The organism is Xanthomonas bonasiae, from assembly GCF_017163705.1.
GTDB classification, from domain to species: domain Bacteria; phylum Pseudomonadota; class Gammaproteobacteria; order Xanthomonadales; family Xanthomonadaceae; genus Xanthomonas_A; species Xanthomonas_A bonasiae.
On the sequence record NZ_JAFIWB010000003.1, the window covers coordinates 277,814 to 289,928 of the forward strand.

Sequence of the window (12,115 nt, forward strand, 5' to 3'; positions counted from 1 at the left end):
TGGGTAACAGGCGAGCGAGAATTGTACCGACGCGGACCTGTCCGCGCCAGACGTTTATGTGAAAGCGCCGTTCAGCCGAGCAGATCGCGCAGCCGGTAGGCCCCGGGCGCGCGGCCCGGCAGGCGCGCGGCGGCATGCAGCGCGCCGCGGGCGAAGATGTCGCGGTTGCTGGCGCGGTGCACCAGTTCCACCCGCTCGCCGAGCCCGGCGAACTGCACCAGGTGTTCGCCGACGATGTCGCCGGCGCGCAGGCTGGCGTAGCGCGGCTGCGCGCCGCCATGCGCGGCGGCCTCGCCCAGGGTCAGCGCGGTGCCGGACGGCGCGTCCTGCTTGTGCACGTGGTGCGATTCGACGATGTCGCAGTCCCAGCCCGGCAGCGCCGCGGCGGCGCGTTCCACCAGGTCGTTCAGCACCGCCACGCCGAGGCTGAAGTTGGACGCCCAGATCAGCGGGATGCCCGCCGCCGCGTCGGCCAGTGCCTGCCGCTGCGCCGCGTCCAGGCCGGTGGTGCCGGACACCAGCGCCGCGCCGCGCGCCACGCACAGCGCCAGCACCGGGTCGAAGCCCTGCGGCAGGCTGAAATCCACCGCCACGTCGAACGCCGGCGCGCCGTTCAGCTCGGCCGCGGCGAAGTACGGCACCCCGTCGACCACCCGCTGCGCCGGCGCACGCCGGATCACCGCCCCCACCACCTGCAGCGCCGGGTCCTGCGCCGCCAGGCGCAACAGCGCCTGGCCCATGCGGCCGGATGCACCATGAATCAACACACGTACGGGGGAAGTCGTCATCGCACAAGGCTAGCGGTTTGTCGCGATCCGCGACAGGGGTGCGGCGCCGTGGCGTTGGTCGGCAACGCAGGCGGGTCGAGCGTTGACGGCATCCGGCAACGGAAGGTCTACCGTCCCGTTCATCGCGACTGCAGTCGCTCCCACAACGGTCTTGTGGCTCTCCTACAGGGGCTTGCGGACAGCGGGCTGGGCGCACTGTGGAAGGACTGCAGACCCGACACCATTCAACCCTGGAAGGTCCGCGGTTCCGCTGGTCGCCGCCGCTGGCCCTGCGGTTGAGCGCCCTACTCGGCCGCCGGCTGCCCCAGCAGGCGCTTGTCCCAGCACTCGACCTCGCGCTGGGCCAGGCGCCGCTCGAACAGCACGCGCCAGTTCGGCACCAGCGGCAGTTCCAGCACCTGCTCCAGCTGCGCCGGATCCACCTCGCGCCGATACAGCAGTTGGATCAGGCGGGCCAGCGACCAGTCCGGATGGGGCCGCTCCAGCAGGGTCAGGCGATCGCCGGCGGCGACCTCGCCCGGCTGCAGCACGCGGTAATACCAGCCGGTGCGGCCGCTTTCCTGCACGCGCCGCGCCAGCGTGGCCACGCCGAAGCGGTCGGACAGCTTCCAGCACGGCTGCCGCGACTGCGAAACCTCGACCAGCGCCGTGCCCAGCCGCAGCCGGTCGCCCAGGCACAGGTCGGCCTCGGTGGCGCCGAGCGTGCTGAGGTTCTCGCCGAATGCGCCCGGCGCCTCCAGCAAGGCATGCGCACCCAGTTCCTGGCGCCAGGCCGCGTAGTGGTCGCGCGGATAGTGGTGCAACGCCTTGTCCGGGCCGCCGTGCACGCGGCGGTCGCCCTGCTCGTCCAGTTCCAGGCCGTCGATGCCGATCCGCAACCGCCCCGGCAGCGGCCGCTTGGCGATCGCGCTGCGGCTGCCGGGCCGGGTGAACGCCTGCGCACGGCCGACCAGCACCGCGTCCACGCCCAGGTCCAATGCCGCAGCCGAGTGCATGCGCAGGCGTCCGGGTGCCGGATCAGGCCGCCGCGCTGCGATGCGCGGCGATCTCGGCCTGCAGCAGTTCGCCGAGGATGCGCACGCCGCGCTCGATGCGTTCTTCCGGCACGGTCACGAACGACAGGCGCAGGGTATTGCGCTGCGGTTCGACCGCGTAGAACGGCGCGCCCGGCACGAACGCGACGTTGCGCTCGATCGCCTTGGCCAGCAGCGCGCCGCCGTCCATGCCTGCCGGCAGTTCGACCCAGATGAACATGCCGCCGGCGGGACGGTTCCAGCGCACCTGCGACGGGAAATACTTCTCCAGCGCCGCCAGCATCTGCTGGCAGCGGCTGGCGTACAGGCTGCGGATACCGGGGATGTGCGCATCCAGGAAGCCGTCCTGCACCGCCTCGTAGACGATGCGCTGGCTGAACGAGGGCGTGTGCAGGTCCGCCGCCTGCTTGGCCTGCACCAGCTTGGCGTGCACCGCTTCCGGCGCGACCACGAAACCCAGGCGCAGGCCCGGCGCCAGCACCTTGGAGAACGAGCCCATGTAGATGGCCCCGTCCGGATTCATCGACAGCAGGCTCGGCAGCGTGTCGCCGCTGTAGCACAGCTCGCCATAGGGGTCGTCCTCGACGATGGGCACGCCGGCGGCGGCCGCGCGCGCGACCAGCGCCTGGCGCCGGTGCAGCGGCAGGCGCCGCCCGGTCGGGTTCTGGAAGTTCGGCAGGCAGTACATGAAGCGCGCGCCAGCCAGTTGCGCGTCGTCCAGCGCATCCACCACCAGCCCGTCGTCGTCGGACTGCATCGCCGCGAACGCCGGCTGGAACAGCGAGAACGCCTGCAGCGCACCGAGATAGCTCGGCGTCTCCACCAGCACCTTGCTGCCTTCGTCGATGAACACCTTGCCGAGCAGGTCCAGGCCCTGCTGCGATCCGGTGGTGATCAGCACCTGGCTGGGGCGGATGCTGGCGCCGTCGCGGCTCACCCGCGCCGCCACCCATTCGCGCAAGGGCAGATAGCCCTCGGTCGGGCCGTATTGCAGTGCCGCCTGCGGCGCCTCGCGCAGCACCTTGTCGCAGGCGTACTGCATGCGCGCCACCGGGAACGTGTCCGGCGACGGCAGCCCGCCGGCGAAGGAGATCACCTCCGGGCGTTCGGTGACCTTGAGGATTTCGCGGATCGCCGAACTGGTCAGCGCCTGCGCACGGCGGGAGAACTGGAAGGAGGTCGTCATGGCCACTAGCATAGCGGCAGCATGGCCGCGCTCCACTGTGCAGCGCAGCGCAAGCGACAGCGCCGGCCGGCGATGGACCGGGCCGACCCAGGTCGTGCCTGCGCTGGCGCAGGCCTGGGTCCGGCAACGTCGACGCACGATGGTGGCGTGGCTACGCGTGGCGGTCCGCAGCAACGGAGCGGCCAGGGTGGCGCGTGCCTCGACCAGCGCCGAGCGCTGGGCCGGCGCGATCTCGATGCTGCCGACGGGGTGGCTGCAGCGGCAGAGTTCGCTGCGCCGGCCAGCGGACGCCAGCTGGCCCGACACGGGCGCCGTGTCCTCGCTGGCCGCGCAGACCTGGTGGCCGGCTATCGACCCGCTCCGACCACCTGCCCGTACCGCTGGCGCTCGGCGCTGGACGCCGAGGGGCGCGCGACCGCGCTGGCGAGCGTGGACCTGAGGGTGGGGCTCAGTTGCACGTCTCCGCTGGCGACGGCATCGAGCGTGGTCATCACCAAGGGGCTGGTGGCGCCACGTGCGATGTAGTTCACCGCCACATCCGCGGCTTCGTCCGGAGCGGAGAGGCGGTAGATCTTCTGCACCGCCAGGGCGCGCACCAAGGCGTCGCCATCGCCCGAGGCCAGCGAGTCCATCTGCGCAACCGCGCTGCGCTTGAGCGCGTCGGCACCGGGCGAGACGTCGTTCTCGATGGTGCCGATGAAGTTCAGCGCGGCCACCGCGGTGCGCTGATCGGTCCCGCGCGCGTCCAGGGTCGCCAGGGCATCGGCATAGACCTCCCGCGTTGCCTGGCCAGGCAGGTTGAAGTAGGTCTCGTACATTTCTGCGTAGAGTCCCTTGTCCTTGCCGGCCCAGATCTGGTTGGCCTCGTCGAGCACCAGCGCGCGTCCCTGCGGCGAGGGCACCAGCATGCCGCGCAACATGTCGCGTTCCATCGCCTGGCTTGCCGGCATGGCCCGGTAGGCCTCGGCCACCGCTTGTCTCGCCTCGGCGCTGCCGTCGACCGACGCCAGCAACCGCGCCGCGAACGCGTCCCGCTCGGCGCGCGACGGCGGCGGGTTGGCGTTCACCCGGGCAAAGAACTCGCGCAGACGGCGCTGGACCTCGCCGGCGTCGAACGGCGTTGCCGCGTCGGCGGCGCCGTCTCGCATTGGCGCATCTTCGATCGCGGCTTGCGCGGAGCGATGAGGATTGGCCGCATCGATGGCCATGCCGAGGCGAACCTGGCCGGAGGAGCCTGCCGGCGCGGCGATCTCGCCTTCCGCGCCAGGCAGGTCCGCGTGCGCATGCTGGTAGAAGTACAACGCGGTAAAGGCGAACAAACCGCCGACGATCGCCAGCGGCAGGTAGCCGCGACGTACAGGACTCTTCATTATTTTCATTGGATTGTCACAGGTCTGGAAGAACACCGGCACAACCCCGTACCTGCGCTGACGCGCAAGCACGGGGAGCTTCCGCCATCGCGAGGCGCGCTTAGATGCGCTCGTAGTCGCAGGTGCTGCCGCGCCATTCCGGCAGATAACCCTGTCGGGAATAGGTGCCGCCGTCGTAGCGACAGGACCAGCCGGAGCCACCTTCCCAGTTCGACTTCCAGCCTGCCGGACAGGACGACCGCAACGTGACGTAATAATCCGGATCGCCACCGACCACGTTGACCGTGCCGACACGCTCGCTGAAGAGGATCGCAGCGCGGCCCTTCCAGCCCGGCTTCGGCGAACAGGTCACGGTTTCCGAACGGACATTGCACGCCGACCACGAGTTGTTGTAACCGCCGTTGATTTCCATCGAACCGACCCGGGTGGGAACCGCCCATTTGATACCGATATTGAATCCACGGGTCACGCAAGAGCTGTGGCCCGTGGTCAGCGCCACCGAACCGCAGGAACCGCCCTGGTTGCTGAAGCAGTAATGCCAGTCCGATCCGTCGATATATTCGGAACGCTGCTGCTTGCCGACCCAGCCGCCGAAGGTGGTTCTCAATTGCGTAGACGGATCTGCAGCGGCGACGCCACTGAACAAGAATAGGACCAACGAAAACAAGACGACCCTTACTTTCAATTTCGACATACCACTCTCCCTAATAAATAAGCCAGCCCAAGATGTAGACAAATAGCGCGACTGCGTCACACACGACCACCCTGGAAAATGCAGCGAAAACCTCCGCATGGCGTGCGAAGTATTTCGATCGACATTTACCAAGGAATTCCAGTTGGAGTGACGGTGCGCAGCCTATCCAGGCAATGCTACATATTGGTGGCACGCAAAATTAACTGGATGCAGAAAATCAAATTGTATGAATATTATAATATTGAACTAATTTGAAAATCCGGTCGGCCGGCCCCGCGCTTGCGCTGGCAGCGACCGCTGCCCACCTTCCCGCAAGATCGCCTCTGAGCCTTCTACGTTGCTTATCACGCAGGCATGGCAGTAGCGCTTCAACGCAGCGCCAGCGCAGAGCGCATCGTGCAGCCAAGACGCTGCGGCGCGACCGCTACGCGAACCGGTCGCGCGCGCGCGGATGCGGGCAGGCTTTTTTGAGCGCAACGCGATGTCGGCAACAGCCATCGCCGCAGGCACAGCCCGATGGCGCAGCCTCACGGCAGCAAGTGTCGCCTCCCCCATTCCGCCTGCCGGCAAAGTCGATGCCGCCGCGACGGTGACAGGCCGCAACGGTCGCAGCTGCCACTATGGCGGCCGCCGAACAACGGTCCGCGGGTGCCGGCATCAAGCCTGTGCTGCGGCGCCCAACAATTGCCCCAGCGCGGCAGGCGTATACAGACGCACATCCGAGATGGCGGGAAGTGCCGCCGCCGCGAACAGCGCCTCGTCCAACTGCAGGATCGGGCCGTAGGCGATCGCGGTCTGCGCACCGATGGAGGACAGGCGGCGCAACACGGTCAACCGATAGCCCTGCCCCCGGTAATAGCGGGTGCCGCCGTCGGCCGGCAATGGCGCTTCGGGATCGATGCGCGCGTGCAGCGGCACGCGGCCAGCCGCGACGGCGCGGAAATCGGCATCGGCGTGACGCAATGCGTCGCGCTGCGGCGGCGCGAGCGCCTGCAGATCCAGGCCGAAGAAGGCAGCCGCCGGCAGCATGGGCAGCGGCAGATCGCTCATGGCAGCCGGTGTCGGCGCATCGTTGCCGCCCGCCGCTGCCAGTTCAATGCCGGCGCGGCGGTGCCGGGCCGCAGCTGTCGCAGCCACCGCACGCACCGGCACCGGCGGTGGCCGCAGGCGCGATCCTGCGGCCCATGGCCTGCAACCAGGATGGGCGACCCGGCTTGAGCAGGCGCACGGCGATGGCGCCGCGCAGCTTGCGTGCGGTGCCGGGAAACTGCTTCTTCAGCACCACCCAGGCGCTGAGCAGGACCGCCAGTGCGATCACCAGGTACTGCAACAGCAGCGAAGCGCTCATCTCAGCCGGCTCCCAGTGCCGCCGCGACCTGGTAGGTGACCAGCGAGGCCAGATACGCCAGCGCGAACAGGTAGAACGCGGCGAAGCTCATCTGCTTCCACGAGTTGGTCTCGCGCTTGATCGTGGCCAGGGTGGAAATGCACATCGGCGCGTAGATGTACCAGACCAGCAGCGACAGCGCGGTGGCCAGCGACCAGCCGTCGCTGATCAGCGGCGACAACGCCTGCGCGGCGGCATCGTCGTCGGCCGCCGACAGCGCGTACACCGTCGCCAGCGACGCCACCGCCACTTCGCGCGCGGCCAGGCCGGGGATCAGCGCGATGCAGATCTGCCAGTTGAAGCCCAGCGGCGCGAACACCGTGGTCATCGCATGGCCGATGCGGCCGGCGAAGCTGTAGTCGATCGGCGGCAACGTGGCGTTGGCCGGCGCGGCCGGGAACGACAGCAGGAACCACAGCAGGATGGTCAGCGCCAGGATGATGCCGCCGACGCGCTTGAGGAAGATCGCCGCGCGCTCCCACAGGCCCAGCGCCAGGTCGCGCAGGTGCGGCACGCGGTACGACGGCAACTCCAGCAGCAACGGGTGCTCGCCCTTGTCGCGGCGCCACTTCTTCATCGTCCACGACACCGCCAGCGCGCTGGCGATCGCGGCGAAATACAGGCCGAACAGCACCAGGCCCTGCTGGTTGAACACGCCCCAGACTTTTTTCTGCGGGATGAACGCGCCGATCAGCAGCGCGTACACCGGCAAGCGCGCCGAGCAGGTCATCAGCGGCGCGACCAGAATCGTGGCCAGGCGGTCGCGCGGGTCCTGGATGCTGCGCGTGGACATGATGCCGGGCACCGCGCAGGCGAAGCTGGACAGCAGCGGGATGAACGAGCGCCCCGACAATCCGGCCGCCGCCATCATGCGGTCGAGCAGGAACGCCGCGCGCGGCAGGTAGCCGGATTCCTCCAGCGCCAGGATGAAGGCGAACAGGATCAGGATCTGCGGCAGGAAGATCACCACCCCGCCGAGGCCGGCGATGATGCCGTCGACCAGCAGGCTGTTGAGCGGCCCGGGCGGCAGCGTCGCACCGACCCAGGCGCCGAGCGCCTTGCTGCCGCCGTCGATCAGGTCCATCAGCGGCGCCGCCCAGGCGTACACCGCCTGGAAGATCAGGAACATCACCACCGCCAGGGTCAGCAGCCCGGCGACCGGATGCAGCAGCCAGCGGTCCAGCGCGTCGTCGATGCGCGAGGTGCGGGTCGGCATCGACACCGCGGCGGCGAGGATGCGCCGCACCTGCTGGTGGTAGTCGCCCTGCCCTTCGGCCGGCGCCACCGCCGGCGGCAGCGCCGGAGCCAGCGCGTCGAGCCGCTCGACCAGCGCCCTGGCGCCGTTGCGGCGCACCGCCACGGTCTCGATCACCGGCACCCCGAGCGCGTCTTCCAGCGCCTGGCGGTCGATCTGGATGCCGCGGCGCTGCGCGGCATCGACCATGTTCAGCGCCACCAGCATCGGCTTGCCCAGCTCGCGCAGCTCCAGCGCGAAGCGCAGGTGCAGGCGCAGGTTGGTGGCATCGACCACGCACACCAGCACGTCCGGCGCCGGCTCGCCCGGATAAAAGCCGCGGCACAAGTCGCGGGTGATCGCCTCGTCCAGGCTGGCCGGCTGCAGGCTGTAGGCGCCCGGCAGGTCGAGCACGGCGAAGTCGCGCCCGGACGGCGCGCGGAAGCGGCCTTCCTTGCGCTCGACGGTCACGCCGGCGTAGTTGGCCACCTTCTGTTTGCTGCCGGTGAGCTGGTTGAACAGCGCGGTCTTGCCGCAGTTCGGATTGCCGACCAGGGCCAGGCGCAGCGGAACGGCGTCCGCGCTCATGACTGCGCCTCGGCGGCGGCACCGACGCTGACCTGCACCCGCGCCGCTTCGCTGCGGCGCAGGGCGAAACGGGTATAGCCGACCTGCACCAGCAACGGCTCGCCGCCGACCGGACCGCTGGCCAGCACCTGCACCTGTTCGCCGGCGACGAACCCCAGCTCGCGCAGGCGGCGCGCGATGGCGTCGTTGGGCTGGCGGTCGTGCACGGTCTCTACGGTGGCGGTGCTGCGCAACGGCATGTCGGACAACGTCACGGAACGTTCCGTCGAATAAGAATGGTTATCAATTGTAGCACCGTCGCAGCGCATGATGGCGCGGCCGGCGCGGCCAGCTATGATTCCCATATGGCTGCCGTTATCCCTCCGTACGAGAACTGCCGATGAGCGATGCATTGCTGCTGGAGCGCTCAGGCAAGGTCCTGACGCTGCGGCTGAACCGACCCGAGGTGCGCAACGCGTTCGACGCCGCGCTGATCGCGCAGCTGACCGAAGCGCTGCACCAGATCGGCGCCGATCCGAAGGTCAAGGTGGTGGTGCTGGCCGGTGCCGGCGCCGCGTTCTCGGCCGGCGCCGACCTGCAGTGGATGCGTTCGATGGCCGGCGCCAGCGAGGCGGACAACCTGGCCGATGCGCTGGCGCTGGCGCAGCTGATGCGCACCCTGGACGAACTGCCCAAGCCGACCGTGGCGCGGGTGCACGGCGCGACCTTCGGCGGCGCGGTCGGGCTGGTCGCCTGCTGCGACATCGCGGTGGCCTCCACCGATGCCCGCTTCGGGCTCAGCGAGAGCCGCCTGGGCCTATTGCCGGCGGTGATCTCGCCGTATGTGATCGCCGCGATCGGCGCGCGCCAGGCGCGGCGCTGGTTCGCCAGCGCCGAAGCGTTCGATGCGGCGACCGCTACCCAGATCGGCCTGGTGCACCAGACCGTGGCGCCGACCGCGCTGGACGCGGCGGTGCAGCGCCAGGTGGAACTGCTCGGCCAGGCCGGCCCGCTCGCCGCCGCCGGCGCCAAGGCGCTGGTGCGCCGGGTCGCCGCCGGCGGCGACAACGCCACGCTGGACCGCGACAACGCCGCGCTGATCGCGCGGCTGCGGGTCTCGGCCGAAGGCCAGGAAGGCCTGAGCGCGTTCCTGGACAAGCGCGACCCGAACTGGCTGGGATTCTGGTGAGCCCGTTCGACCACATCGGCCTGCGCTGCGTCGACCTGGAGCGCAGCCTCGCCTTCTATCGCGCCGCACTGGCCACGCTCGGGCTGGATATCGTGATGGAGGTGAGCGCGGCACAGAGCGGCGATCGCCGCCACATCGGCTTCGGCCGCGACGGCAAGCCCAGCGTCTGGCTGACCGATGGCGCCGCCGGCGCCGGCGGCCAGCTGCATCTGGCCTTCGTCGCCGCCGACCGCGCCCAGGTGGATGCCTTCCATCGCGCCGGGCTGGCCGCCGGCGGTCGCGACAACGGCGCCCCAGGCCTGCGTCCGCACTACCACCCCAACTACTACGGCGCCTTCCTGCTGGATCCGGATGGGCACAACATCGAAGCCGTCTGCCAGCGGCCGGCGAGCGCCTGAGCGGCGCCCTCTGATGGCGCCGCACTTCGCGCAGGCTGTGGCCTGCGCCGCTCGGCAACGGCGCGCAGCCGTTCACTTCAAGGACTGCATGTGACCGCCACTTCGCTGTTTCCGCCCTGCCCCACGCCGCCTCTCCCGACAGCGCCCGCTTGCGCACCCCAGTGCAGGCGCCGCCGATGAGCGACTTCGTCCGCCTGGTGGAAGTGGGACCGCGCGACGGCCTGCAGAACGAAAAGGCCTGGGTCGCCACCGCCGACAAGATCGAGCTGATCGCGCAGCTGTCGCGCACCGGCCTGCGCAGCATCGAGGCGACCAGTTTCGTCAGCCCGAAATGGGTGCCGCAGTTGGCCGACGCGGCCGAGGTCTACACCGGCATCGTGCCGGCGCCGGGCGTGGACTACCCGGTGCTGGTGCCGAACCTGCAGGGTTACGAGCGTGCGGCCGCGGTCGGCGTGCGCGAGGTCGCGGTGTTCACCGCCGCCTCGGAGACCTTCAACCGCACCAACACCAATGCCGGCATCGACGAATCGTTGGCGCGCTTCGCGCCGGTGCTGGCGCGCGCGGCCGCCGATGGGGTCAAGGTGCGTGGCTACGTGTCCACCGTGCTCGGCTGCCCCTACCAGGGCGACGTGCCGCTGGCCGACGTGGTGCGGGTGGCGCGGCAGCTGCACACGATGGGCTGCTACGAGATCTCGCTGGGCGACACCATCGGCGTCGGCACCCCGGGCAAGGCGCGGGCGATGCTGCGCGCGGTCGCCGCCGAGGTGCCGATGCCGGCGCTGGCGGTGCATTTCCACGACACCTACGGCCAGGCCCTGGCCAATATCGCCGCGTGCCTGGAAGAAGGCGTGCGCGTGGTCGATGCGGCGGTGTCCGGCGCCGGCGGCTGTCCGTACGCCAGGGGCGCCAGCGGCAACGTGGCCAGCGAGGACGTGGTCTACCTGCTGCACGGCAACGGCGTGGCCACCGGCATCGACCTGGCGGCCTTGGCCGCGACCGGGCGCTGGCTGGCGCAGAAACTCGGCAGGCCGACCGGCAGCAAGGTCGGCCAGGCGCTGGCGGCGGCGTAACCGCGGCCGACCGGCGCGGCGGGATCGGCGCGCCGGCAAGGCCTACCGATCCTGTGCCGGCAACAACGCCCACGCCAATGCCGGGCGTGCAGGTCGAGGACATTCCAGTCCGGTGCGCACGGCACTGACGCGAATACGGGCGCCGACCAGCGGCGCATGTCCTCCTCGCGCGCACCGGCCGAAGCGGGTGCGCCGTGTTCCATGCAATCGCCGCCGTGCAGGCAGACGCAGCGAACGCGAAGCACGATGCGCCCGCCAGGCCTGGCAGGCGCTTTCACGCGCTTGCGGTGGCCAGCCGGGCAGCCGCAGCGGAGAGTCGGCTAAAATGCGCGCTTTCCTGGGAGGGAACATCCATGCAGCTTGCCGATATCCGCGCGGTGGTCACCGGCGGCGTTTCCGGCCTTGGCCTGGCGGTCGCGCAACGCATCGTCGCCGACGGCGGCAAGGTCGCGCTGTTCGACCTCAACGACGACAAGGGCGCGGCCGCGGTCGCCGCGCTCGGCGCCGCGCAGGCGCGCTATTTCCGCACCGACGTCAGCGACGAGGCGCAGGTGGCCGCGCACCTCGGCGCGGCGCGCGACTTCCTCGGCGGGCTCAACGCCGCGATCAACTGCGCCGGCATCCTCGGCGCCGGCCGCGTGCTCGGCAAGGAGGCGCCGATGCCGCTGGCCACGTTCCAGGGAACGGTGATGGTCAACCTGGTCGGCAGCTTCAACGTCGCCAAGGCCGCCGCCGACCTGATGCAGCACAACCCGCCGGGCGAGGACGGCGAACGCGGCGCGATCGTCAACACCGCCAGCGTCGCCGCCTACGAAGGCCAGATCGGCCAGGCCGCCTATGCCGCCTCCAAGGGCGGCGTGGTGGCGATGACCCTGCCGATGGCGCGAGAACTGGCGCGCTTCGGTATCCGCGTCAACACCATCGCCCCGGGCATTTTCTGGACCCCGATGGTGGACGGCATGCCCGAGGCGGTGCAGCAGTCGCTGGCCGCCTCGATCCCGTTCCCGCCGCGGCTCGGCCGCCCCGAGGAATTCGCCGACACGGTGATGTTCCTGCTGCGCAACCGCTATCTCAACGGCGAAGTCATCCGCCTCGATGGCGCGGTGCGGTTGGCACCCAAGTAGCGGGGATTCGTGATTGGGGATTGGGGATTCGTAAAAGCACCCCGCCCCTTCGCCCCCCCGCCCTGCCTTTTACC

The 12,115-nt window shown here is 70.0% G+C and carries 13 protein-coding genes; 4 read left to right on the forward strand and 9 right to left on the reverse strand.

All coding sequences use genetic code 11. The features are described from left to right. Nucleotides 1–71 precede the first annotated feature (71 nt). From dapB to JR064_RS05810, 9 genes are all read right to left on the reverse strand, one after another. Entirely contained in the window at nt 72–788 is a 717-nt protein-coding gene (gene dapB / locus JR064_RS05770) for a 4-hydroxy-tetrahydrodipicolinate reductase (RefSeq protein WP_179564393.1), read from the reverse strand. A gap of 284 nt (nt 789–1,072) precedes the next feature. Next, nucleotides 1,073–1,783, reverse strand: coding sequence for an MOSC domain-containing protein (locus JR064_RS05775; RefSeq protein ID WP_206229087.1), 711 nt, complete (start codon nt 1,781–1,783; stop codon nt 1,073–1,075). 22 nt (nt 1,784–1,805) lie between these two features. Further along, on the reverse strand, nt 1,806–3,008 hold the full coding sequence (locus JR064_RS05780; protein ID WP_369913834.1) for an aminotransferase-like domain-containing protein: 1,203 nt from the start codon (nt 3,006–3,008) through the stop codon (nt 1,806–1,808). A gap of 347 nt (nt 3,009–3,355) precedes the next feature. After that, nucleotides 3,356–4,420, reverse strand: coding sequence for a hypothetical protein (locus JR064_RS23020; protein ID WP_241092873.1), 1,065 nt, complete (start codon nt 4,418–4,420; stop codon nt 3,356–3,358). A 58-nt stretch (nt 4,421–4,478) separates the two neighbouring features. Then, nucleotides 4,479–5,072: a hypothetical protein gene (locus JR064_RS05790; RefSeq protein WP_206229088.1), complete on the reverse strand. Its 594-nt coding sequence runs from the start codon at nt 5,070–5,072 to the stop codon at nt 4,479–4,481. Between the two features lie 657 nt (nt 5,073–5,729). After that, the gene (locus JR064_RS05795; RefSeq protein WP_206229089.1) at nt 5,730–6,224 is read right to left on the reverse strand and encodes a hypothetical protein; all 495 of its coding nucleotides are present in this window, start codon (nt 6,222–6,224) and stop codon (nt 5,730–5,732) included. Next, a complete protein-coding gene (locus tag JR064_RS05800; protein ID WP_179564383.1) occupies nt 6,166–6,420 on the reverse strand; it encodes a DUF6587 family protein in 255 nt (84 codons plus the stop codon). The genes JR064_RS05795 and JR064_RS05800 overlap by 59 nt, the downstream gene beginning before the upstream one ends. Before the next feature lies 1 nt (nt 6,421). Next, nucleotides 6,422–8,281 (reverse strand): ferrous iron transporter B, encoded by a 1,860-nt coding sequence (gene feoB / locus JR064_RS05805; RefSeq protein ID WP_179564381.1) that lies wholly within the window; start codon nt 8,279–8,281, stop codon nt 6,422–6,424. Beyond that, a complete protein-coding gene (locus JR064_RS05810) occupies nt 8,278–8,535 on the reverse strand; it encodes a FeoA family protein (RefSeq protein WP_139117945.1) in 258 nt (85 codons plus the stop codon). The genes feoB and JR064_RS05810 overlap by 4 nt, the downstream gene beginning before the upstream one ends. Nucleotides 8,536–8,660: 125 nt before the next feature. Here JR064_RS05810 and JR064_RS05815 point away from each other — a divergent pair, with 125 nt between their 5' ends. From JR064_RS05815 to JR064_RS05830, 4 genes are all read left to right on the forward strand, one after another. Next, the gene (locus JR064_RS05815) at nt 8,661–9,449 is read left to right on the forward strand and encodes an enoyl-CoA hydratase-related protein (protein WP_191826729.1); all 789 of its coding nucleotides are present in this window, start codon (nt 8,661–8,663) and stop codon (nt 9,447–9,449) included. Beyond that, entirely contained in the window at nt 9,446–9,847 is a 402-nt protein-coding gene (locus JR064_RS05820; RefSeq protein WP_191826728.1) for a VOC family protein, read from the forward strand. The genes JR064_RS05815 and JR064_RS05820 overlap by 4 nt, the downstream gene beginning before the upstream one ends. 176 nt (nt 9,848–10,023) lie before the next feature. Beyond that, a complete protein-coding gene (locus JR064_RS05825; protein WP_206229090.1) occupies nt 10,024–10,917 on the forward strand; it encodes a hydroxymethylglutaryl-CoA lyase in 894 nt (297 codons plus the stop codon). Between the two features lie 353 nt (nt 10,918–11,270). Continuing rightward, nucleotides 11,271–12,041 carry an SDR family oxidoreductase gene (locus tag JR064_RS05830; RefSeq protein ID WP_206229091.1) on the forward strand — a complete coding sequence of 257 codons (771 nt, stop codon included), beginning with the start codon at nt 11,271–11,273 and terminating at the stop codon, nt 12,039–12,041. The last annotated feature ends 74 nt before the right edge of the window (nt 12,042–12,115 follow it).

Bases quoted from the DNA above. Each gene is read 5' to 3' on its own strand.
- JR064_RS05780 (WP_369913834.1), bottom strand. From the start codon at position 3,008: ATGACGACCTCCTTCCAGTTCTCCCGCCGTGCGCAGGCGCTGACCAGT.
- JR064_RS05830 (WP_206229091.1), top strand. From the start codon at position 11,271: ATGCAGCTTGCCGATATCCGCGCGGTGGTCACCGGCGGCGTTTCCGGC.
- JR064_RS05815 (WP_191826729.1), top strand. From the start codon at position 8,661: ATGAGCGATGCATTGCTGCTGGAGCGCTCAGGCAAGGTCCTGACGCTG.
- JR064_RS05825 (WP_206229090.1), top strand. From the start codon at position 10,024: ATGAGCGACTTCGTCCGCCTGGTGGAAGTGGGACCGCGCGACGGCCTG.
- feoB (WP_179564381.1), bottom strand. From the start codon at position 8,281: ATGAGCGCGGACGCCGTTCCGCTGCGCCTGGCCCTGGTCGGCAATCCG.
- JR064_RS05775 (WP_206229087.1), bottom strand. From the start codon at position 1,783: ATGCACTCGGCTGCGGCATTGGACCTGGGCGTGGACGCGGTGCTGGTC.
- dapB (WP_179564393.1), bottom strand. From the start codon at position 788: ATGACGACTTCCCCCGTACGTGTGTTGATTCATGGTGCATCCGGCCGC.
- JR064_RS05800 (WP_179564383.1), bottom strand. From the start codon at position 6,420: ATGAGCGCTTCGCTGCTGTTGCAGTACCTGGTGATCGCACTGGCGGTC.
- JR064_RS05790 (WP_206229088.1), bottom strand. From the start codon at position 5,072: ATGTCGAAATTGAAAGTAAGGGTCGTCTTGTTTTCGTTGGTCCTATTC.